Below are 22,616 nucleotides of genomic sequence, written 5' to 3'. Positions count from 1 at the left end.
CCGTTCGAGACGACGGACCGGCCCTGACGAACGGCGAAACGGCTCAGGCGAAGACGGCCAGGCTCTTGGCCTTGCCCTTCAGCTCCTCGGCCAGGACCAGGAACCGCCCCCGCGGATCGAAGACGGCGACGGCACCGACCCCGGCGTACTCCTCCGGCATCTCTATCCGTACGCCGTTGAGCAGCAGCTTCGCCCGCCGGTCGTCCACGTCCCAGCGCGGGAACGCGGCAGCGGCGGCGTCGGCCACCGGCATCACCGTCAGCTCCTCCTGGAGCTGGTCGATGGTCTTGGCGGCGTCCAGCTTGTACGGCCCGACGCGCGTGCGCCGCAGCGCCGTCAGATGGCCGCCGACCCCGAGGTCCGCACCCAGGTCGCGGGCCAGAGCGCGGATGTACGTCCCCGACGAGCAGACCACCGACACGACCAGGTCGAGTACGGGGGTGCCGTCCTCGGCCACGGCGTCCCTGACGTCGTACACCGTGAAGGCGGAGATCTTCACCGGCCGGGCGGGGATCTCGAAGTCCTCGCCCTCGCGCGCCCTGGTGTACGACCGCTTGCCGTCGATCTTGATGGCGCTGACCTTCGACGGCACCTGCATGATGTCGCCGGAGAGCTTGGCGATACCCGCGTCGATGGCGTCCCGCTTGACGGCGGAGGCATCGGCCGACGAGGTCAGCTCTCCCTCGGCGTCGTCCGTGACCGTGTTCTGGCCGAGCCGGATCGTGCCGAGATACTCCTTCTCCGTCAGCGCGAGGTGGCCGAGGAGCTTGGTCGCCCGCTCGACCCCGAGGACGAGAACGCCCGTCGCCATGGGGTCGAGGGTGCCCGCGTGGCCGACGCGGCGGGTCTTGGCGATCCCGCGCATCTTGGCCACCACGTCGTGCGAAGTGAAGCCGGACGGCTTGTCGACGATGACAAGTCCGTCCGGCGTCTTGTTGCCGGTGTTGCTCATGCGCGGGCGTCGCCGTCCGTTTCGTCGTCGGACTCGTCCTCGGGCTTGCGGTACGGGTCGGCCCCGCCGGCGAACTCGGCGCCCGCGGACACCTCGCGCACCTTCTCGTCCGAGAGCCGGGCCTTGTCGAGGAGGTCCTCGATGGCCCTGGCGTTGTCCGGCAGCGCGTCCGCCACGAAGGTGAGGCTCGGGGTGAACTTCACACCCGCTGCCGCGCCGACCGCCGAACGGAGGACGCCCTTGGCGCTCTCCAGACCGGCCGCGGCCGAAGCGCGGTCCTCGTCGTCCCCGTAGACCGTGTAGAAGACGGTCGCCTCCCGCAGGTCACCCGTGACCCGGGTGTCCGTGATGGTCACATGCGTACCGAGCCGCGGGTCCTTGATCCCGCGCTGCAGCTTCTGGGCAACCACCTCTCGGATGAGGTCCGCCAGCCTTTTCGCCCGCGCGTTGTCGGCCACTGCTCCGTCTCCTTCTTCGCCTTGCTGTGCAATCAGTCTTCGTCGCCGTGGAGCCTGCGTCGAACGGAGAGCAGCTCCACCTCGGGACGGGCGGCGACCATCCGCTCGCACCGGTCCAGTACGTCGGTGAGGTGCCCCGTCTCCCCGGAGACCAGCGCCAGGCCGATCTCGGCCCTGCGATGGAGGTCCTGGTTCCCCGTCTCCGCCGCGCTCACCGCGTACTTGCGGATGAGTTCGGCGACGATGGGGCGGACGACGGAGCGTTTCTCCTTCAGCGAGCGAACGTCGCCGAGGAGCAGATCGAAGGACAGAGTCCCCACATACATGTGTGTCCGGATGTCCCGCCGGTTCGGGATCGCGCCCCGCCAACCACTTGGCAGGGACACAAGAACCGTACACGGAACGGCCGGGGCCGATCGACGGGATTTACCTCCCCTCGACCGGCCCCGGTTCGAGCTGTCGTGATCAGCCTCGCGGCTTCTCGCGCATCTCGTACGTCGCGATGACGTCGTCGATCTTGATGTCGTTGAAGTTGCCGAGGTTGATACCGCCCTCGAACCCTTCGCGGATCTCGGTGACGTCGTCCTTGAAGCGGCGCAGACCGGAGATGTTGAGACCCTCCGCGATGACCTTGCCGTCGCGGATGAGGCGCGCCTTGGTGTTGCGCTTGACCTCGCCCGACCGGACCAGAACACCGGCGATGTTGCCCAGCTTGGACGAGCGGAAGATCTCGCGGATCTCCGCCGTACCGAGCTCGACCTCTTCGTACTCCGGCTTGAGCATGCCCTTGAGGGCCGCTTCGATCTCTTCGATCGCCTGGTAGATGACCGAGTAGTACCGAACGTCCACACCTTCGCGGTCGGCCATCTGCGCGGCACGACCGGCCGCACGGACGTTGAAGCCGATCACGATCGCGTCGGAGCCGGTCGCCAGGTCGATGTCCGACTCGGTGACCGCACCCACGCCGCGGTGCAGGACGCGGATGTCGACCTCTTCGCCGACGTCGAGCTGGAGCAGCGAGGACTCGAGAGCCTCCACCGAACCGGACGCGTCGCCCTTGATGATGAGGTTGAGTTCCTGCACCAGACCGGCCTTGAGGGCCTCGTCCAGGTTCTCCAGGGAGAACCGCACACCCTTGCGGGCGAAGCGGACGTTGCGCTCACGGGCGGCGCGCTTCTCGGCGATCTGACGGGCCGTACGGTCCTCGTCGACGACCAGGAAGTTGTCGCCGGCGCCCGGCACGTTGGTGAGACCGAGGACGAGGACCGGGGTCGAGGGACCCGCCTCGCTCACGTTCTCGCCCTTGTCGTCGAGCATCGCGCGGACTCGGCCGTACGCGTCGCCGACCACCATCGTGTCACCGACGCGGAGGGTACCGCGCTGGACCAAGACGGTCGCGACGGCGCCGCGGCCCTTGTCCAGGTGGGACTCGATCGCAATACCCTGCGCGTCCTGCTCCGGGTTGGCCCGCAGGTCGAGCGAGGCGTCCGCGGTCAGGACCACGGCCTCCAGGAGGGACTCGATGTTCAGTCCCTGCTTGGCGGAGATGTCGACGAACATCGTGTCGCCGCCGTACTCCTCGGCCACCAGACCGAACTCGGTGAGCTGACCGCGCACCTTGGTCGGGTCGGCACCCTCGACGTCGATCTTGTTGACCGCGACCACGATCGGCACGTCGGCCGCCTTGGCGTGGTTCAGCGCCTCGATCGTCTGCGGCATCACACCGTCGTTGGCCGCGACCACGAGGATCGCGATGTCGGTGGACTTCGCACCACGGGCACGCATGGCGGTGAACGCCTCGTGACCGGGGGTGTCGATGAAGGTGATCTTGCGGTCTTCGCCGTTGACCTCGGAAGAGACCTGGTAGGCACCGATGTGCTGCGTGATGCCGCCGGCCTCGCCCGCGATGACGTTCGTCTTGCGGATGGCGTCGAGCAGTCGGGTCTTTCCGTGGTCGACGTGACCCATGACGGTGACGACCGGCGGACGCGCCATGAGCGCTTCCTCGCCGCCCTCGTCCTCGCCGAACTCGATGTCGAAGGACTCGAGCAGCTCGCGGTCCTCCTCCTCGGGGCTGACGATCTCGAGGACGAAGTTCATCTCGTCCGCGAGGAGCTTCAGCGTCTCGTCCGGCACGGACTGCGTGGCCGTGACCATCTCGCCGAGGTTCATCATCACGCCGACGAGCGACGCCGGGTTGGCGTTGATCTTCTCGGCGAAGTCGGTCAGCGAGGCGCCACGGGACAGGCGGACCGCCTGGCCGTTGCCGCGCGGCAGCATGACGCCGCCGACCGACGGGGCCTGCATCGACTCGTACTCCTGGCGCCTCTGCCGCTTCGACTTGCGACCACGACGGGCGGGCCCGCCGGGACGGCCGAAGGCACCCTGCGTGCCACCACGGGCACCGGGACCGCCGGGACGACCACCGAAGCCGGGACGACCGCCGCCGCCACCGGGACGACCGGCGAAACCGCCGCCACCGCCACCGGGACCGCCGGGACGGCCTGCGAAGCCGCCGCCACCGCCACCGGGACGACCGGCGAAGCCGCCGCCGCCACCGGGACGACCGCCGCCGCCACCGCCGGGACGACCGCCACCGCCGGGACCACGGCCACCGCCGGGGCCACCACCGGGACGCGGGCCCGCGGCGGGACGCTGCGGCATCATGCCCGGGTTCGGACGGTTACCGCCGCCACCGGGGGCGCCGCCGGGACGCGGGGCACCACCCTGCGGGCGAGGCATGCCGCCGGGCGTGGGGCGAGCGCCGCCCTGGCCCTGCGGACGGGGAGCACCCTGGCCGCCGCCCTGGCCCTGCGGACGCGGGGCGCCGCCGGGACCACCGGGGCCGCCCTGGCCGCCGGGGCGCGGGGCGCCGCCCGGACGGGGCGCCTGCGGGCGCGCCATGCCGGTGGAGCCACCAGAGGTGAAGGGGTTGTTGCCGGGACGCGGTCCGGCCGGACGGCCACCGGGGCGCGGGGCGCCACCCTGGCCGCCGGGACGCGGGGCGCCCTGACGGTTGTCGCCGCGGTCACCACGACCGCCCTGGCCCTGCCCCTGGCCGGGGGCCGGACGGCCACCGGGCTTGGGGGCACCCGGGCGAGCGCCCGGACGCGGGCCTGCCGGCGCCGAGGAGGCAGCCGGGGCGGCCGGCGGAGCGGTGAACTCCGGGGCGGCCGGAGCCGGGGTGACCGGCGCGGCGGGCGCGGCGGGGGCAGCCGGAGCCGCCGGGGCCGGCTTGGGCGTCGGCGGCTTGGGGCCCGGACGCGGCCCGGGCGTCGCCGGGGACGCGGGCTTGTCGGCCGCGGCGGGCTTGGCCGGGGCCGGCTTGGGCGCGGCCGGACCCGGACGGGCGGCCTGCGCGGGAGAGGGAGACGCCGGGCCCGAGGGGGCCGGCGGCTTGGGGGCGGCCTGCTTGCGCGGCGCCCCGGGCTTGGCGGCGGACTTGCCGTTGCCACCGCCCGTGTTCAATGCGTCAGTCAGTTTGCGTACAACGGGCGCCTCGATCGTCGAGGACGCCGAACGTACGAATTCACCGAGTTCTTGGAGCTTGGCCATGACGACCTTGCTCTCTACGCCGAACTCCTTGGCGAGCTCGTATACCCGGACCTTAGCCACTTCGCTCCTTTTAGGTCCGGGTTACGCCGGACCGTCGCTACTTCATGGGCGTACTCATCGCGTGCTCATCGAGTGCTCATCGCAATCTCGACCTACTTCCAACTCGCGGAATACCAGGGTCGCGCGGGGTTCCGCGCGACCTTCCTTACGGTGTTGCCTGCTGGGCAACTGTCTCGACGGCTCGGCGCAAGTCCGCCGTGTCGAGCGGGCCCGGGGCCCGGAAGGCCCTCGGGAACGCTCTGCGTCGGACCGCCAGGTCGAGACAGACCGGAACGGGGTGGATATACGCACCCCGGCCGGGCAGCGTACCGCTTGGATCGGGGGCGCAAGCGCCCTCTTTCGCCACGATGCGCAGCAGATCGCTCTTGGCCGCTCGCTCCCGGCACCCCACACAGGTGCGTTCAGGGCATGCGCGGGCTTGCGTCCGGCCAGACACGATTAAGTCTACCTCCCCGCACCGACCTCACCCCTTTGGGGCAAAAATCGAACGGCTGTTGTCTTGATCAGTACGCGATCAGTGCGCGATCAGCACCCCGATCAGGCCTCCGGGGAGTCCTGCGGCTGCTCGGTGTCCGGGCGGATGTCGATGCGCCAGCCCGTGAGCCGTGCGGCGAGACGGGCGTTCTGGCCCTCCTTGCCGATGGCGAGGGACAGCTGGTAGTCCGGCACCGTCACCCGTGCGGAACGGGCCTGGAGGTCGACGACCTCCACCTTGCTGACCCGAGCCGGGGACAGCGCGTGGGCGACCATCTCGGCCGGGTCGTCGGACCAGTCCACAATGTCGATCTTCTCGCCGTTGAGCTCGGCCATGACGTTGCGCACACGCTGGCCCATCGGACCGATGCAGGCGCCCTTGGCGTTGAGGCCCGAGCGGGTCGAGCGCACCGCGATCTTGGTGCGGTGCCCGGCCTCGCGGGCGATGGCCGAGATCTCGACCGACCCGTCGGCGATCTCCGGCACCTCGAGCGCGAAGAGCTTCTTGACGAGGTTGGGGTGCGTACGGGAAAGCGTGACCGAGGGGCCGCGGACGCCCTTCGCCACCCGGACGACGTACGAACGAAGGCGCAGGCCGTGGCCGTACTCCTCGCCGGGGACCTGCTCCTGCACGGGCAGGATGGCCTCGAGCTTGCCGATGTCGACGAGCACGTTCTTCGGGTCGCGGCCCTGCTGGACGACGCCGGTGACGATGTCGCCCTCACGGCCCGCGTACTCGCCGAGGGTGGCGTCGTCCTGGGCGTCGCGCAGGCGCTGCAGGATGACCTGCTTGGCGGTCGTCGCGGCGATGCGGCCGAAGTCGGAGGGGGTGTCGTCGAACTCCTTGGCCTCCTGGCCCTCTTCGAGGTCCGCCGGGTCCTCCGTCGCCCACACCGTCACATGGCCGCTGTCGCGGTCCAGCTTCACGCGGGCGCGACGGAAGCTGCCGTCGGTGCGGTGGTAGGCGATGAGGAGGGCCGACTCGATCGCCTCGACCAGCAGGTCGAAGGAAATCTCCTTCTCCCGGACCAGACCCCGCAGGGCACTCATGTCGATGTCCACGGCTACGCCTCCTCTTCCTTCTTGTCCTTGCGGTTGAACTCGACCTCGACGCGCGCCTTGGCGATCTCGTCGAAGGCGAGCCTGCGGGCGGTGGGCTTGCGCCCCTTCACGCCCGGTACTTCAAGATCCACGCCTTCGTCGTCCACCTCGAGGATGCGGGCGATCAGCTCGCCGCCCTCCGTCAGCTGGAACTTCACCAGGCGGCCGACGGCACGCAGGTAGTGGCGGTGCTCCGACAGCGGGCGCTCGGCGCCGGGGGAGCCGACTTCGAGGGTGTACTCCCCGTCGCCCATCGCGTCGCTCTCGTCGAGCTTCTCGGAGAGTTCGCGGCTGATCTCGGCGATCTGGTCCAGGTCCACGCCGTCGTCAGAATCGATCACGACTCGCAGCACCCGCTTGCGTCCGACCGAGGCCACTTCGATCTCTTCGAGATCCAGTTCCTTCGAGCTGACGAGCGGTTCCAGCAGTTCTCGCAGCCTCTCGCTCTGGGTGGTGCTCATCCGGGTGACTCCTCGGCCGCGTGTGCTGTTGTGGGATCGTCGTGTGTCAGGTCAAAGGGTATCCGGTCCCGAGGGGTGTTGCCGCCCGCTGTCCGCCCGCCGACCGCCTGTCGCCCGCCCGCCGTCCGCCCGCTGCCGGGATGCCGGTCACCCGGCTTCGAGCCGCTCACGAGTACGAGGCCCGGCCGAAGGTACGGTGATCACCGGGCTCCCGCCCGGCTTCGCCCGCCCACCTTCTGACTGCCTGCCTTTCTGGCCTTCCTGCCGAGGACGTCTGCTGTGCCGTCGTATCCCACCCCCTCGCACGCCCGCCCGGGCCCGCGCCGGAGGAGTCTGCTGACCGGGGCCGCCGCCGGAGCGGCCGGGGCCGTGCTGCTCTCGGGCTGCTCCGACTCCGACTCCGCGGACGCCGCCGAACGCTCGTCCGCCGCCGCGCGGCTCCGTGCCCGCGCCGCCGGGGACAGCAAGGACCTGCTCGGACGGTACGACGCCGTCCTCGCCGCGCATCCCGGCCTGGCCGGGCGGCTCGATCCGCTGCGGTCGGAGGTGAAGCGGCACGCCGCGGCCCTCGCCGAGGGGGCCGCTCCCCCGCCTTCGCCGTCCGGTTCGCCCGCCGCCTCCGGCTCTCCCGCGCCGAAGGCGTCCGTCCCGAAGGACGAGAAGGACGCCGTGCGGGACCTCGCCGAGGCCGAGCGCGAGCTCGCGAAGCAGCGCGGGCACGCGCTGCTCGACGCGCCCGCGGAGCTGGCGAGGCTGCTCGCGTCGGTGGCCGCCGCGGGCGCGGCGCACGCGTACCTGCTGACGGAGGGCGACAAGTGAGCGATTCCAAGGACGAGTTGCGGGCGGTACAGGCGGCACTCGGCGCCGAGCACGCCGCCGTGTACGGCTTCGGTGTCGTCGGCGGCCGGATCGGCGAGGCGCGCAGGGCCGAGGCGCGCACGGCGTACGACGCCCATCGCGCCCGGCGCGACGAGCTGCAGCGCGCCGTGCGCGACCTGGGCGGCGAGCCCGAGGCGTCGGCTGCCGCCTACGCGCTGCCGTTCGCGGTGCCGGACTCGGCGGCGGCCGCACGGCTCGCGGCGCAGCTTGAGGAGCGGGTCGCGGGGGTCTACTCGGATCTCGTACGCGCTTCCACGGGTGCCCGGCGCGGGCGGGCGGCCGAGGCGCTGCGGGAGGCGGCGGTCCGTGCGGCGCGGTGGCGCGGGGGGAGCGTAGCCTTCCCTGGTCTCGCCGAGCGTGCCGCCACTCCTGGCTCCTCGGCACCCAAGGCCTAACCCGCTCAGGAAGGGAACACCTCGCGTATGGCTCTCGAACCGCCCCAGCGTCTGGTCACCGCTCTCGGTGAGACGGCGCAGGACGGCGACGACTGGCTGGCGAAGCTGCCCGAGGCGGCTGAACAGGCCGTCTCCCTACGCGAGTTGACCGTCGAGCGGGTCCACGTGCCCGGCGGGCGCAGCAGCCTCGTCATCCTCGTGCGCCTCGCCGACGACACGCCCGCCGTTCTGAAGCTGGTGCCGCCGAGGTCGCGGCCGGAGAGCGAGCGGGCCGCGCTGGCGCACTGGAACGGGTTCGGTGCCGTACGGCTCCTGGACCCCTCCGCTGCGGACGGGGCCCTCCTCCTCGAACGGCTGCACCGCGATGTGTCGGTCCGTTCGCTGCCCGAGGCCAAGGCTCTGCTCGAAGCGGCGGGCACGCTGCGGCGGCTGTGGGTGGAACCGCCCACGGACCACCGTTTCGAGACGGTCACCGAGCGGACGGGACGGCAGGCCGACGCGATGCGGGCCGCTGCCGATGGGGAGGTGGCGCCGCTGGTGGACGCGGCGCTCTCCGCCCGGGAGGAGCTGCTCGCCGGGGATGTGGAGGTGCGGCTGCTGCACGGCACGTTCCGGCAGAGCAAGGTTCTGCAGGGTGACCGGGTGCCGTGGCTGGCCGTGGGCCCCGACCCGGTGGTCGGGGAGCCCGCCTTCGACCTGGCGCGCCTCGTACGCGACCGCGTCGAGGACCTGATCGCCTCGCCCTCGGGGGCGTCGATCACCCGCCGCCGGGTGAAGAAGCTGGCCGAGTCTCTGGACGTGGATCAGGAGCGGCTGCGGGGGTGGACCTTGTTCCGGGCCGTGGAGTCCGGGGTGCGGGCCCGCCGGGTGGGGCGTGAGCAGGATGCGGAGCTGTTGCTGGAGTTCGCGGGGTGGCTGTAGGCGCCTTCTTCTGGCGCGGGGGCCTTTTGCGTACCCCGATCACCGGCTTCGCCGAGTTCGTCCTCAAACGTCGGACGGGCTGAAATCATTCAGCCCGTCCGACGTTTCAGCAGTGCATGCGTCAGGCAGTCAGGCGCGCGATCGCCTCTGCCACCGTCAGCTCCTCGCGCTCCCCGGTCCGCCGGTCCTTCAGCTCCACCACACCCTCGGCAGAGCGACGACCCGCCACCAGGATGGTGGGGACACCGATCAGCTCCGCGTCCGTGAACTTCACGCCGGGCGAGACGCCTGCGCGGTCGTCGACCAGGACCCGTACACCCGCCGCGTTCAGCTGCTCGGAGACGTCGAGGGCCAGCTCCGTCTGGAGCGCCTTGCCCGCGGCCACCACGTGGACGTCGGCGGGGGCGATCTCCTTGGGCCAGCACAGACCCTTCTCGTCCGCCGTCTGCTCGGCGAGCGCCGCCACCGCGCGCGAGACGCCGATGCCGTACGAGCCCATGGTCACGCGGACCGGCTTGCCCTGCTGGCCGAGGACGTCCAGCTGGAAGGCGTCGGCGAACTTGCGGCCCAGCTGGAAGATGTGGCCGATCTCGATGGCGCGGTCCAGCTTCAGTCCCGTGCCGCACTTGGGGCAGGGGTCGCCCTCCTCGACGACCACGACGTCGAGGTATTCGTCGACCTCGAAGTCACGGCCCGCGACGACGTTCTTCGCGTGCGTGTTGACCTTGTTCGCGCCGGTGATCCAGGCCGTGCCGGCCGCCACTCGCGGGTCGGCGATGTAGCGGACCTTCTCCAGGCCCTGCGGGCCGACGTAGCCGCGTACGAGATCGTCGCGGCCCTCGAAGTCCTCGGCCGTCACCAGTTCCACGACGGCGGGCGACAGGTGCTCGCCGAGCTTGCCGAGGTCGACCTCGCGGTCGCCGGGGACGCCCACGGCGACGATCTCGCCGTCGACCTTGACCAGGAGGTTCTTCAGGGTCGCGGACGCGGGCACGCCCAGGTGCGCCGCGAGCGTCTCGATGGTCGGGGTGTCGGGGGTGTCCAGGTCCTCGACGGGGCCGTGCGCGGAGCCGTCAACCGGCGCGGCGACGAAGGACACGGCCTCGGTGTTGGCCGCGTAGTCGCACGCGGGGCAGTCCACGAACGTGTCCTCACCGGCCGGCGCGGGCGCCAGGAACTCCTCGGATGCCGAGCCGCCCATCGCGCCGGAGACGGCGGAGACGATGCGGTGGTCGAGGCCGAGACGCTCGAAGATCTTGATGTACGCGGCGCGGTGCAGGTCGTACGAGGCGGCGAGGCCCTCATCCGTCGTGTCGAAGGAGTACGAGTCCTTCATCTGGAACTCGCGGCCACGGAGCACACCGGCGCGGGGGCGGGCCTCGTCGCGGTACTTCGTCTGGATCTGGTAGAGGATCACCGGCAGGTCCTTGTAGGACGAGCACTGGTCCTTGACGATCTGGGTGAAGATCTCCTCGTGCGTGGGACCGAGGAGGTAGTCCGCGCCCTTGCGGTCCTTGAGGCGGAAGAGCAGGTCGCCGTACTCGTCGTAGCGGCCCGTCGCGTCGTACGACTCCTTGGGCAGGAGCGCGGGCAGGAGGACTTCCTGGGCGCCGATGGCGTCCATCTCCTCGCGCACGACGTGGGTGATGTTCTCCAGGACCTTCTTGCCGAGCGGCAGCCAGGACCAGATGCCTGCGGCGGTGCGGCGGACGTATCCGGCCCGGACGAGGAGCTTGTGGTTGAGCGTCTCTGCGTCCGCCGGGTCGTCGCGCAGTGTCTTGATCATCAATCGGGACATGCGCTGGACCTGGGCCATGGTGAACTCCTGCGTGGAAAGGTTGATGAGCAGGAGGTTACGCGTGGCCCGGGCGCGGGCGGAAATCGGTTAGGTTCCCGGCCGCCTCAGCGGCAGGGGCGCACCCATCACCGCGTACGGCCTGGAGGCGCTGGGGAACTGGACGTTGCGGGCCAGATCCGTGTACCCGAGGGAGCGGTAGAGGCCGCGTGCGGGGCTCTCCGTGTCGATGGCGGAGAGGATCGAGCGGGGCTGGTGGACGGCGTCCGTGATGGTGGTGATCAGTGTGCGGCCGACTCCGCGATTCTGGTGGCCGGGCTGCACGTGGAGCTCGGTGATCACGAAGGAGTCGTCGAGCCATTCGTCCAGGCCACCGGCCCGCAGATACGGCTCGACGACCGTGGACCACCAGTGGCCGCGGTCGTTGGGCATGCCGTAGACGAACCCGACGAGCCGTCCCTCGGGGGTGGTGGCGCCCAGCGCGCGGGCGCCGGGGTAGGTGATGTGCCGCAGCACGATCTGCCGCCGTACGGACACCTCGTCGTCGCTGAGCCCGAAGGCATGGGCCTGCACCCGCAGCGCTTCGTCCACGTGCGTGGCGAGGTCCAGGGGCCCGATCACGACGTCGTCAGTCATGCGCCGAACTTTAACTCGCGGACGTGGGTACGTGAGGGGCGCGGTGCGGGTCGCCGGAGTCGCGGCGGGGCTTGAAGAGGGGAGCTAGAACAGGACACTCATGAACGCCCCGACCTCCTGGAACCCGACCCGGCGGTACGCCGCCCTGGCCGCGGTGTTGAAGTCGTTGACGTAGAGGCTGACGACCGGGGAGACGTCCGCGAGGGCGTAGCGCAGGACGGCTGCCATGCCGGGCGCCGCGTAGCCCTGGCCGCGGTACTCGGGGGCCACCCAGACGCCCTGCACCTGGCAGGCCTGCGCCGTGGCCGCGCCGATCTCGGCCTTGAAGATGACCTTGCCGTCGCGGTCGAGGCGCGCGAAGGAGCGGCCGGCGCCCACCAGTTCGGCGACGCGGGCCTGGTAGAGCAGGCCGCCGTCGCCGGCGAGGGGCGAGATGCCGACCTCCTCGGTGAACATCGCCACGCACGCGGGCATGATCGTCTCCATCTCGTCCTTGCGGACGCGACGGACGTACGGATCGGGTTCGATGTCCGCCGGGAGCCGGTCTGTGACCATCAGGGGCTGCTGGGCGCGGACTTCGCGGGCGGGGCCCCAGGAGGGTTCGAGGAGGCGCCAGAGCTGGGCGGTGGGCTCGGCGGGGCCGACTATGGACGAGCAGCGGCGGCCTGCCCTGCGGGCGCGGTCCGCGAAGGCGCGGATCGCTCGCGGGGTCGCGCAGATCGGGACGAGGTTCGCGCCCGCATAGCAGAGCGACTCCAGCATTCCGTCCTGGTACCAGCCCCACATCTCGCCGCCGAGCCGCCAGGGGTCGAGGCCCGCGACCCGGACCCGGGAGGTCACGAAGGCGTTGGCCACCGGCTCGCGGTCGAGCACGGCGAGCGCGGCGTCCAGGTCACTCGGTTCAAGGACCCTGGTGGTGGTCTGAGTCAACACGTGCGGGGGCCTCACCATGACAGTCTGCTGATCTCCTCCGCACTGTACCTGGCGGGGGCGCCTTGTGCGGTCTGCCTTTCGCCCCCTGGGACCTCGCCTTGCCCGAGGGGGCGCCTTGCCTGGCCGGGGGGTGCCGCCTTGCTTGGCCGGGGGGGGTGCCGCCTTGCCTGGCGGGGGGCCGTCGCCCTGCCTGGCGGGGGGCCGTCGCCCTGCCTGGCGGGGGGCCGTCGCCCTGCCTGGTGAGGGCCGTCGCCTTGCCTGGCGGGGGGCCGTCGCCCTGCCTGGTGAGGGCCGTCGCCTTGCCTGGCTGGGGCTCTCCATGGCTGGGCGGGGGGGGCCTTGCCGCGGGCGGGGGGTGCCTTGCCACGGAGTGGTCGTTCGGGAGCGTGGTGGGCGTAGAGGTTGGGGTGGGAGGGGACAGGGGCTCTCGGGGGCGGCAACGCGCGGGCCCCGCCACCGGATAGTGGCGGGGCCCGGAGATCGCGGTTCGAGCCGAGCGCAGCGGACTAGCCGGCGACGGCCACAGTCGGCTCCCCGGAGGGAATCCCGTCCTTCTCCATCTGCTCGGCGATCTTCATCGCCTCTTCGATGAGGGTCTCCACGATCTTCGACTCGGGGACGGTCTTGATGACCTCGCCCTTGACGAAGATCTGCCCCTTGCCGTTGCCGGACGCGACGCCGAGATCCGCCTCGCGGGCCTCGCCGGGGCCGTTCACGACGCAGCCCATGACGGCCACGCGGAGGGGCACCTCCATGCCGTCCAGGCCCGCGGTGACCTCCTCGGCCAGCTTGTACACGTCGACCTGGGCGCGACCGCAGGACGGGCAGGAGACGATCTCCAGGCGGCGCGGCTTGAGGTTGAGGGACTCCAGGATCTGGATGCCGACCTTGATCTCCTCCACCGGCGGGGCCGAGAGCGAGACGCGGATCGTGTCGCCGATGCCCTCGGAGAGCAGCGCGCCGAAGGCGACCGCCGACTTGATCGTGCCCTGGAAGGCGGGGCCCGCCTCGGTCACGCCGAGGTGCAGGGGGTAGTCGCAGGCGGCGGCGAGCTGGCGGTAGGCGTTGACCATGACCACCGGGTCGTTGTGCTTGACCGAGATCTTGATGTCCCGGAAGCCGTGCTCCTCGAAGAGGGACGCCTCCCAGAGGGCGGACTCGACGAGCGCCTCCGGGGTGGCCTTGCCGTACTTCTTGAGGAGGCGCGCGTCCAGGGAGCCCGCGTTGACGCCGATCCGGATCGGGGTACCCGCGTCGTTCGCGGCCCGCGCGATCTCCTTGACCTTGTCGTCGAACTGCTTGATGTTGCCCGGGTTCACACGGACAGCGGCGCAGCCCGCGTCGATCGCCGCGAAGACGTACTTCGGCTGGAAGTGGATGTCGGCGATCACCGGGATCTGCGACTTCCGCGCGATGGTCGCGAGGGCGTCCGCGTCGTCCTGCGTCGGACACGCGACCCGCACGATCTGGCAGCCGGACGCGGTCAGCTCCGCGATCTGCTGCAGCGTCGCCCCGATGTCGGACGTACGCGTCGTCGTCATCGACTGCACCGACACCGGTGCGTCCCCGCCGACGGCGACCGTACCGACCTGGATCTTGCGGCTGACCCTGCGGTCGGCGAGCTTGGTCGGTACGGACGGGATTCCGAGAGAAACGGCAGTCATCTGGCGTGCATCCCCAAGGTGTGGATCAAGGTCCCGAGATCGGCGGGCTCCAGGCTTCGAGATTACGGCACCCCGCGGGGCCCGAGCACATCCCGTCCCCAAGTCCACCCAATGGTGGGCGACCGGACACATAGAGTGCCCGGCCGCCTCAAATTTCGCGTTACTAGGAAATTCTCACCGGGTTAACTACGTCCGCGATCAGCACGAGGATCGTGAAGCAGATGAAGATCCCGGCCACCACATAAGCGACCGGCATCAGTTTCGCGACGTCGAAGGGGCCCGGGTCGGGCCGCTTCAGGAGCTTGGCCGCCTTGCGGCGGACCGACTCCCACAGGGCCCCGGCGATGTGCCCGCCGTCGAGCGGCAGAAGCGGCAGCATGTTGAACAGGAACAGGGAGAGGTTGAAGCCCGCGACCAGGAACAGCATCATCGCGACCTGGTTCTCCGGCGGGATGTCCAGGGTGAAGACCTCGCCGCCCACCCGGGCCGCACCGACGACGCCCATCGGGGAGTCCTGCTTGCGGTCGCCGTCCCCGAAGGCCGCGTCCCACAGGTCGGGCACCTTGGACGGCAGGGCGATGAGCGACTCGACGCCGTTCTCCATCATGTCGCCCATACGGTTCACGGAGTCGCCGAAGCCCTGTTTGACGATGCCGGTGGCGGGGGTGAAGCCGAGGAAGCCCGCGTAGACGTACTTCCCCTCGACGTAGCCGCCGTCGCCGTCCGTCTTGCTGACCTGGTTCTTGATGAGGTTCGCGTGCAGGTCGACCTGCTTGCCGTCGCGCTCGACCGTGATGGTGGCCGGGCCGATGGTCTCGCGGATCTGCCCCTGGAGCGTGGACCAGTCGTCGACGGGCTTCCCCTGGAAGCCCACGATCTTGTCGCCGAGCTTGAGCCCCGCGGCCTTGGCGGGCGCGGCCGTGTCGCCCTTCTCGCACTTGGTGCGGTTCTCGCTCTGCTGGATGACGCAGTCGGACACCTTGCCGACCGTCGTCGTCTGGGTGCTGATGCCGAACGTCATCATCACGCCGAGGAAGATCGCCACGGCGAGGATGAGGTTCATGAACGGGCCCGCGAACATCACGATCACGCGCTTCCACGGCTTGCGCGTGTAGAAGAGGCGGGTCTCGTCGCCGGGCTTGAGCTCCTCGAAGGCGGCCGACCGGGCGTCCTCGATCATGCCGCGCCAGGGCGAGGTGGACCGCGCCTCCAGGCGGCCGTCCGGTCCCGGCGGGAACATGCCGATCATGCGGATGTAGCCGCCGAGGGGAATGGCCTTGATGCCGTACTCGGTGTCGCCCTTCTTGCGCGAGAAGATCGTCGGGCCGAAGCCGACCATGTACTGCGGCACGCGGATGCCGAACAGCTTGGCGGTCGACAGGTGGCCCAGCTCGTGCCAGGCGATCGAGAACAGCAGCCCGACCGCGAAGACGACTATGCCGAGGATCATCATCAAGGTCGTCATGCGCGGGCCTCCGCGGTCGCCTTCGCCGTCAGTTCACGTGCCCGGGCGCGCGCCCGGGTCTCCGCTTCGAGGACGTCCGCGACGGTCAGGGAAGTTCCCGGAGCCGCGCTGCCGGGGTCGCCGTGTTCGGCGACGACCTTCGTCACGGTCTCCATGATCCCGTTGAACGGCAGGGCGCCGTTCAAGAACGCGTCCACGCACTCCTCGTTGGCGGCATTGAACACCGCCGGGGCCGTGCCCGCGAGCTTCCCCACGTGCCGGGCGAGCCCGACCGACGGAAAAGCGTCGGTGTCGAGGGGGAAGAACTCCCAGCTCGACGCCTTCGTCCAGTCGAAGGCGGGAGCGGCGTCCGGCACGCGCTCGGGCCAGCCGAGACCGATGGCGATCGGGCCGCGCATGTCGGGCGGCGTGGCCTGGGCCAGCGTCGATCCGTCGGTGAACTCGACCATGGAGTGCACGTAGGACTGCGGGTGGACGACGACCTCGATGTGCTCGAAGGGGATGTCGTAGAGGAGGTGGGCCTCGATGACTTCCAGGCCCTTGTTGACGAGCGTCGCGGAGTTGACGGTGATGACCGGGCCCATGGCCCAGGTGGGGTGCGCGAGCGCGTCCTCGCGTGTGACGTTCGCGAGGTCGGCCTTCGTACGTCCCCGGAACGGGCCGCCGGAGGCCGTGACGACCAGCTTGCGCACGTCGGCGCGGGTGCCGGCGGCGAGCGCCTGGAAGAGGGCGGCGTGCTCGGAGTCGACGGGGATGATCTGCCCCGGCTTGGCGAGCGCCTTCACCAGCGGGCCGCCGACGATCAGCGACTCCTTGTTGGCGAGGGCGAGCGTGCGGCCCGCTTCGAGCGCGGCGAGGGTGGGCGCGAGACCGATGGAGCCGGTGATTCCGTTCAGAACGGTGTGGCAATCCGAACCCGCGAGCTGCGTGGCCGCGTCGGGCCCGGCGAGGATCTCGGGCAGCGGCTCGCTGCCGTACTGCCCCTTCAGCGCCTCGCGCAGCGCCGGTACGACGTCCTCGCGGGCCACCGCGACGGTCCGCACCCGCAGCTGCCTGGCCTGCTCGGCGAGCAGCGCGACGCGCCCGCCCGCCGCGGAGAGCGCCGTGACGCGGAAGCGGCGGGGGTTGCGCAGGACGAGGTCGATGGCCTGGGTGCCGATCGACCCGGTCGAGCCGAGGATGACGATGTCCCGCGGACCGTCCGTCACGACGGGGTCGAAGACGAGATGCGGGTCGGCGAGGGGGGCTGGGCTGTCGCTCATCCCCCCATTCTTGCCTGGGCGGCGGCGTGCGGGGACACTGCGCCCCGATCCGGTGGGCCCGGGGCGTGTTCCGGGGCGTTCCCCGCGGCGGGGAACGCCCCGGAAAACCGTCAGCGGATCGGCCGGTGGACGTTCTCCTTCGTACTCGCACCCGGTGTCGCGTCGGCGATCCAGGGGCCTTCGCCGCTGGGGTCGACGACGCCGGCTTCCAGCCAGGTGTACGTGCCGGACAGCACGCCCTTGACCACCTTGCGGTCGATGTCGTCCGTGTTGACCCACAGCCGGTCGAAGAGCTCGTCGACGCGGATGCGGGACTGGCGGCAGAACGTGTCGGCCAGCTGATAGGCCTCGCGGCCGTGGTCCTCCGTCGTCCGCAGGAGTTCGGCGCGTACACACGCCGCGCTCATCGCGAAGAGTTCGGCGCCGATGTCGACGACGCGCCCCAGGAAGCCCTGCTTGGTCTCCATCTTTCCCTGCCAGCGCGACATGGCGTAGAACGTCGAGCGGGCCAGTTTGCGGGCGTTGCGCTCCACGTAGCGCAGGTGCGGGGAGAGGTCCGCGTGGCCGCCGGGGTGGAACTCCGCGTACGAGCGCGGGAGCTGGCCGGGGCCCGTGACCAGCTTCGGCAGCCAGCGGGCGTAGAAGCCGCCTGCCCTCGCGCCCGCCTTCGCCTTGTCGGAGAGGGATTTGTCCGGGTCGATCAGGTCGCCGGCCACCTTCAGGTGCGCGTCCACGGCCTCGCGGGCGATCAGCAGGTGCATGATCTCCGTCGAGCCCTCGAAGATGCGGTTGATGCGCAGGTCGCGCAGGACCTGTTCCGCCGGGACCGCGCGTTCGCCGCGGGCCGCGAGGGACTCGGCGGTCTCGAAGCCGCGGCCGCCGCGGATCTGCACCAGCTCGTCCGCGATCAGACAGCCCATCTCGGAGCCGTACAGCTTGGCGAGCGCCGCCTCGATGCGGATGTCGTTGCGGTCCTCGTCGGCCATCTGCGAGGAGAGGTCCAGTACGGCTTCGAGGGCGAAGGTCGTCGCCGCGATGAAGGAGATCTTCGCGCCGACCGCCTCGTGCAGCGCGACCGGCTTGCCCCACTGCTCGCGCGCGCCCGACCACTCGCGGGCGATCTTCAGGCACCACTTGCCCGCGCCGACGCACATCGCGGGCAGCGAGAGTCGTCCGGTGTTCAGGGTCGTCAGGGCGATCTTCAGGCCCGCGCCCTCCGGGCCGATGCGGTGCGCGGCGGGGACGCGGACCTGGTGGAAGCGGGTCACGCCGTTCTCCAGGCCGCGCAGGCCCATGAAGGCGTTGCGGTTCTCGACGGTGACGCCCTCGGCCGCGGCCTCCACCACGAAGGCCGTGATGCCGCCCTTGTGGCCGTCGGACTTCGGTACGCGCGCCATGACGACCAGGAGGTCGGCGACGACGCCGTTCGTGGTCCACAGCTTCACGCCGTCCAGGACGTAGTCGTCGCCGTCGGGCACCGCCATGGTCGCCAGGCGCGCCGGGTCGGAGCCGACGTCCGGCTCGGTCAGCAGGAACGCGCTGATGTCCGTGCGGGCGCAGCGCGGCAGGAACTCGTCCTTCTGCTCCTGAGTGCCGAACTGCTTGAGCGGCTGGGGTACACCGATCGACTGGTGGGCGGAGAGCAGCGCGCCGATGGAGGGGCTGGCCGAGCCGACGAGGGCCAGGGCCTTGTTGTAGTACACCTGCGTGAGGCCGAGGCCGCCGTACTTCTTGTCGATCTTCATGCCGAGCGCGCCGAGTTCCTTGAGGCCGTTGATCACCTCGTCGGGGATCTTCGCCTCGCGCTCGATGCGCGCCGAGTCGATCTTCGTCTCGCAGAAGTCGCGGAGTTCGGCCAGGAACTCCTCGCTGCGTCGGGCGTCCTCGTCGGCGGGCATCGGATGCGGGTGGATCAGGTCGAGACGGAAGCGGCCGAGGAAGAGTTCCTTGGCGAAGCTGGGCTTGCGCCAGTCCTGTTCGCGGGCGGCCTCGGCGACCTGCCGGGCCTCGCGTTCGCTGACGGACGCCCCGGGAAGGGGTGTGGGTTGTGCGGGCATTGAGGAGCTCACCTCGCCGCGGAGTGGGGCCGATCGGCTCCGATTGACCCGATCTTGACCCGGTCGGTTACTGACTGGTGCTACTCGATCGTATGGATCGTATGTACCCGATTCGTCCGGAGCCCACCAGTCCTCGCGCAGCGTTCGGCGCACGCCGTCCCCCGTACGCGAGAACGGCCGGAGCCCCCGCACAGTGGGCTCCGGCCGTCCGGTTCGAGGCTGACCCGCTTACAGGTCCAGGCCCGTCATGACCATGACCCGCTCGTAGGTGTAGTCGTCCATCGCGAAGCGGACGCCCTCGCGGCCCACGCCGGACTGCTTGACGCCGCCGTACGGCATCTGGTCGGCGCGGTAGGAGGGCGCGTCGCCGATGACCACGCCGCCCACCTCCAGGGCGCGGTGCGCGCGGAAGGCGGTCTGCAGGTCGTGCGTGAAGACGCCCGCCTGGAGGCCGTACTTGGAGTCGTTGACGGCGGCGAACGCCTCCGCCTCGCCGTCCACCTTCTTGATGGTGAGGACCGGGCCGAAGACCTCCTCGACGGCGATCGTCACGTCGGCCGGTACGTCGGCGAGGACGGTCGGCGCGTACGAGGCGCCGTCCCGCTTGCCGCCCGCGAGCAGCTTGGCGCCCGCCTGGACGGCCTCGTCGACCCAGGACTCGACGCGCTTGGCGGCATCCTCGTTGACGAGCGGGCCGACGTCGGTCTGCGGGTCGGACGGGTCGCCGGTGTTCTGCGCCTCGATGGCCGCGAGCACGCGCGGCACGAGCCGGTCGTACACGGAGGCGTCGGCGATGACGCGCTGCACCGAGATGCAGGACTGGCCGCCCTGGTAGTTGGAGAAGGTCGCGATGCGCGAGGCGGCCCAGTCGAGGTCCTCGTCGGAGGAGAAGTCGGCGAGGACGACGGCCGCGCCGTTTCCGCCGAGCTCCAGGGTGCAGTGCTTGCGCGGCACCGAGTCCAGGATCGCGTAGCCGACCTTCTCCGAGCCGGTGAAGGAGATGACGGGAAGGCGCTCGTCCTGGACGAGGGCCGGCATCTTCTCGTTGGCGACCGGCAGGATCGACCAGGAGCCCGCGGGCAGCTCGGTCTCGGCGAGCAGCTCGCCGATGAGCAGGCCGGAGAGCGGGGTCGCGGGCGCCGGCTTGAGGATGATCGGCGTGCCGGACGCGATGGCCGGGGCGATCTTGTGGGCGCAGAGGTTCAGCGGGAAGTTGAACGGCGCGATGCCGAGGACGACACCCTTCGGGAAGCGGCGGGTGAAGGCGAGACGCCCCTGGCCACCGGCGTCGGTGTCCAGGCGCTGGGCCTCGCCGCCGTTGAACCGGCGGGCCTCCTCCGAGGCGAACCGGAAGACGGAGACGGCACGGCCGACCTCGCCGCGGGCCCACTTGATCGGCTTGCCGTTCTCGGCGGAGATGAGCTGGGCGATCTCCTCCGTGCGCTCCACGAGCCTGCGGCTCACGTGGTCGAGGGCGGCGGCCCGCACGTGCGCCGGGGTCGCGGCGAACTCGTCGCGCACGGCGTAGGCGGCGGCGACGGCTTCCTCCACCTGGGCATCGGTCGGCACGGCAGCCTTGCCGACGGTCCGCCCGTCCCAGGGCGAAGTGACGTCGAGGGTGGTCTCACCGGTGGTCTGGCGACCGGCGAGCCAGAAGGCGTGGATGGAAGTCATGTCGATTCCCGGCCCTTCCGCGAAGGTGTGTCTTGGGGGGTACGTTCCCCACCGTAGAGGCGGCACGGGCACGGGACGTTTGTCCGACTCGGAGTACTGCCTTCCGGGGCCACGCCTCTTTGGCAGGGGCGCATTTCGTACGTGTCTCCTGCGAACCCCGCGATTACTCCGTGCCGCTCGACGTCGCCTTCAGGGAGAGCCACAGCTCCATGCGGACGTCCGGGTCGTCCAGGGAGCGGCCGAGGATCTCCTCGACCCTGCGCATGCGGTAGCGCAGGGTGTGGCGGTGGACGCCCAGATCGGCCGCCGCCGCGTCCCACTGGCCGTGCCGGGAGAGCCAGGCGCGCAGGGAGGCGATCAGGTCGCCGCGGCCGGTGGCGTCGTGTTCGAACAGGGCGCGCAGCAGACCGTCGGCGAAGGCGCGCACCGCGTCGTCGGCGAGCAGCGGCAGGACGGAACCTGCCGCCAGGTCCTCGTGCTCGACCAGGGCGCGGCCCCGGCGCCGGGCGATGGAGAGCGCCTGGTCGGCCTGCTTGTAGGCGGTGGCCGCCGCGATCGGTCCGGCGGGCGCGGAGAGGCCGAGGAGGAGATCCGCCGCCCCCTCGCCCGCGCCGCCCTCGGCGGGCACCTCGGAGCGCCCGGCCTCCAGCGTCTGCGCGTAGGCGACGCACGCGGCCGCGCCCGCGCCGCCGTCCACGACGAGCAGCACGAGCCGTTCGCCGTAGGGGACGACGAGGAGGGCCTCGCCCGCGCGCGCGGCGGCTGACTCGACGGCGTCGGTGAGCCCGGCGAACGGGTCGCTCTCCTCCGGCGCGGAGGCGGGCACTTCCGCGACCACCAGGCGGAACGGCGCGTCGAGCAGGCTGCCGTACAACTCCCCCGCCACCGTGCGGGCGTGCTCCGGCTCCCCGGCGAGCAGCATCCGGAGCACGGCGGAGCCGACCCTGGCCTCGGCGGCCTGGAGCGAGCGGTTGCGCTCCGTGGTGAGGGTGAGGAGCGCTATGGCGGAGTGCAGCGCGTACCGCTCGGCGGTGCCGAGGGTGGACGCCGTGCCGACGGCGAGCGCGGCGCGGGGGCGGCGGCCCGTGCCGATCGAGTGCAGTTCGACCCGGTCCTCGGCGCCCGCGACGACCGCGCTCGCGGGGGCGGCCCGGTCACGCAGCCGTTCGACGTCGGAGACGAGCCGGGCCGCGCGGCGCGCCGCCCACTCGGGCGCCGTGGCGACGACGGCGCCGGACGCGTCGTACAGCGCGGCCCAGCCGTCCACCTGCGCGGCGAGCGCGCCGAGCAGTCCCTCGGGGCCGTCGCTCAGCGCCTGCTTGGTCAGCTCGCGCTGGGCCGCGAAGCCCGCGGTCACCGCGCGGTACTGGTCGGCGGCGATGGCGGCGGACACGGCCTTGCTGATGGCGAGGAACGGTGTGCGCCGGGGCACCTCGAGGAGCGGGAACCCTTCGTCCGCGGCGGCGGCGACCAGGGCTTCCGGGATGTCCTTGTAGTGCACGCCGACCGCGAATCCGAGCCCGACGACGCCCGCCGCCGCGAGCCGCTTCACGTAGCGGCGCATGGCCTCCGGGTCCTCCGCGTCCAGCTTGAGCGCGGTGATCATGAGGAGCTCGCCGCCCTCCATGTAGGGCACGGGGTCGGTGAGCTCACTTGCGTGCGCCCAGCGCACGGGCGCGTCCAGATGTTCCTCACCCGCGCGCACGGTGAGCTTCAGCGCGGAGTGATGGACGAGGGAGGCGAGCGAGGGCGGCATGGGACCTTCAGGTCGGGTCAGCAGGTCAGGGGCGGCAGGTCTGGCCGCGGCGGTGAGGCACGCGTCCCGGTCGGCCAATGCATCCCGGACGAGATGTGGATCTTTTGGCCGGTACGTA

The 22,616-nt window shown here is 71.1% G+C and carries 19 protein-coding genes; 3 read left to right on the top strand and 16 right to left on the bottom strand.

Features of this window, described 5'->3' with window-relative positions:
* Nucleotides 1-43: 43 nt before the first annotated feature.
* The 7 genes from truB to rimP all read right to left on the bottom strand — a co-directional run bounded on the left by truB (nt 44) and on the right by rimP (nt 7,061).
* Entirely contained in the window at nt 44-952 is a 909-nt protein-coding gene (truB, locus tag IE226_RS31540; RefSeq protein ID WP_190084825.1) for a tRNA pseudouridine(55) synthase TruB, read from the bottom strand.
* The gene (gene rbfA / locus IE226_RS31535; protein ID WP_190084824.1) at nt 949-1,410 is read right to left on the bottom strand and encodes a 30S ribosome-binding factor RbfA; all 462 of its coding nucleotides are present in this window, start codon (nt 1,408-1,410) and stop codon (nt 949-951) included. The genes truB and rbfA overlap by 4 nt, the downstream gene beginning before the upstream one ends.
* A 32-nt stretch (nt 1,411-1,442) precedes the next feature.
* Nucleotides 1,443-1,736: a DUF503 domain-containing protein gene (locus IE226_RS31530; protein WP_190084823.1), complete on the bottom strand. Its 294-nt coding sequence runs from the start codon at nt 1,734-1,736 to the stop codon at nt 1,443-1,445.
* Nucleotides 1,737-1,875: 139 nt separating this feature from the next.
* Nucleotides 1,876-5,025, bottom strand: coding sequence for a translation initiation factor IF-2 (gene infB / locus IE226_RS31525; RefSeq protein ID WP_190084822.1), 3,150 nt, complete (start codon nt 5,023-5,025; stop codon nt 1,876-1,878).
* 145 nt (nt 5,026-5,170) lie between these two features.
* Nucleotides 5,171-5,461, bottom strand: coding sequence for a YlxR family protein (locus IE226_RS31520; protein WP_160507520.1), 291 nt, complete (start codon nt 5,459-5,461; stop codon nt 5,171-5,173).
* Between the two features lie 101 nt (nt 5,462-5,562).
* Nucleotides 5,563-6,561 carry a transcription termination factor NusA gene (nusA, locus tag IE226_RS31515; RefSeq protein ID WP_190084821.1) on the bottom strand — a complete coding sequence of 333 codons (999 nt, stop codon included), beginning with the start codon at nt 6,559-6,561 and terminating at the stop codon, nt 5,563-5,565.
* Between the two features lie 2 nt (nt 6,562-6,563).
* Nucleotides 6,564-7,061 (bottom strand): ribosome maturation factor RimP, encoded by a 498-nt coding sequence (gene rimP / locus IE226_RS31510; RefSeq protein WP_190084820.1) that lies wholly within the window; start codon nt 7,059-7,061, stop codon nt 6,564-6,566.
* A 279-nt stretch (nt 7,062-7,340) separates the two neighbouring features.
* Here rimP and IE226_RS31505 point away from each other — a divergent pair, with 279 nt between their 5' ends.
* The 3 genes from IE226_RS31505 to IE226_RS31495 are packed head-to-tail and all read left to right on the top strand — an operon-like array spanning nt 7,341 to nt 9,256.
* Nucleotides 7,341-7,880 (top strand): hypothetical protein, encoded by a 540-nt coding sequence (locus IE226_RS31505; protein WP_190084819.1) that lies wholly within the window; start codon nt 7,341-7,343, stop codon nt 7,878-7,880.
* Complete coding sequence (locus IE226_RS31500) at nt 7,877-8,335, top strand: ferritin-like domain-containing protein (protein ID WP_190084818.1); 459 nt, start codon at nt 7,877-7,879, stop codon at nt 8,333-8,335. Before IE226_RS31505 ends, IE226_RS31500 begins: the two co-directional genes overlap by 4 nt.
* A gap of 27 nt (nt 8,336-8,362) precedes the next feature.
* The gene (locus IE226_RS31495; RefSeq protein WP_190084817.1) at nt 8,363-9,256 is read left to right on the top strand and encodes an aminoglycoside phosphotransferase family protein; all 894 of its coding nucleotides are present in this window, start codon (nt 8,363-8,365) and stop codon (nt 9,254-9,256) included.
* A 121-nt stretch (nt 9,257-9,377) separates the two neighbouring features.
* Here the strand turns inward: IE226_RS31495 and IE226_RS31490 are convergent, their stop codons facing one another.
* From IE226_RS31490 to IE226_RS31450, 9 genes are all read right to left on the bottom strand, one after another.
* On the bottom strand, nt 9,378-11,072 hold the full coding sequence (locus tag IE226_RS31490; protein ID WP_190084816.1) for a proline--tRNA ligase: 1,695 nt from the start codon (nt 11,070-11,072) through the stop codon (nt 9,378-9,380).
* A 69-nt stretch (nt 11,073-11,141) separates the two neighbouring features.
* Nucleotides 11,142-11,687 carry a GNAT family N-acetyltransferase gene (locus tag IE226_RS31485; RefSeq protein WP_190084815.1) on the bottom strand — a complete coding sequence of 182 codons (546 nt, stop codon included), beginning with the start codon at nt 11,685-11,687 and terminating at the stop codon, nt 11,142-11,144.
* Nucleotides 11,688-11,771: 84 nt separating this feature from the next.
* Nucleotides 11,772-12,620, bottom strand: a complete 849-nt coding sequence (locus IE226_RS31480) for a GNAT family N-acetyltransferase (RefSeq protein ID WP_190084814.1) — start codon at nt 12,618-12,620, stop codon at nt 11,772-11,774.
* 506 nt (nt 12,621-13,126) lie between these two features.
* A complete protein-coding gene (gene ispG, locus IE226_RS31475; RefSeq protein WP_190084813.1) occupies nt 13,127-14,284 on the bottom strand; it encodes a flavodoxin-dependent (E)-4-hydroxy-3-methylbut-2-enyl-diphosphate synthase in 1,158 nt (385 codons plus the stop codon).
* A gap of 163 nt (nt 14,285-14,447) precedes the next feature.
* Nucleotides 14,448-15,749: a M50 family metallopeptidase gene (locus IE226_RS31470; protein ID WP_190084812.1), complete on the bottom strand. Its 1,302-nt coding sequence runs from the start codon at nt 15,747-15,749 to the stop codon at nt 14,448-14,450.
* Nucleotides 15,746-17,011: a 1-deoxy-D-xylulose-5-phosphate reductoisomerase gene (gene dxr, locus IE226_RS31465; RefSeq protein ID WP_190084811.1), complete on the bottom strand. Its 1,266-nt coding sequence runs from the start codon at nt 17,009-17,011 to the stop codon at nt 15,746-15,748. Before dxr ends, IE226_RS31470 begins: the two co-directional genes overlap by 4 nt.
* A gap of 110 nt (nt 17,012-17,121) precedes the next feature.
* Complete coding sequence (locus tag IE226_RS31460; protein WP_190084810.1) at nt 17,122-19,068, bottom strand: acyl-CoA dehydrogenase family protein; 1,947 nt, start codon at nt 19,066-19,068, stop codon at nt 17,122-17,124.
* 228 nt (nt 19,069-19,296) lie between these two features.
* A complete protein-coding gene (locus tag IE226_RS31455; protein ID WP_190084809.1) occupies nt 19,297-20,742 on the bottom strand; it encodes an aldehyde dehydrogenase family protein in 1,446 nt (481 codons plus the stop codon).
* A 163-nt stretch (nt 20,743-20,905) separates the two neighbouring features.
* Nucleotides 20,906-22,498, bottom strand: a complete 1,593-nt coding sequence (locus IE226_RS31450; protein WP_190084808.1) for a PucR family transcriptional regulator — start codon at nt 22,496-22,498, stop codon at nt 20,906-20,908.
* Between the last annotated feature and the right edge of the window lie 118 nt (nt 22,499-22,616).

Origin of the sequence: Streptomyces longisporoflavus, from assembly GCF_014649775.1 — a bacterium.
Taxonomy (GTDB): domain Bacteria; phylum Actinomycetota; class Actinomycetes; order Streptomycetales; family Streptomycetaceae; genus Streptomyces; species Streptomyces longisporoflavus.
The sequence above is the reverse complement of the archived record's forward strand: the minus strand, read 5'-3'. Positions and strand labels throughout refer to the sequence as shown.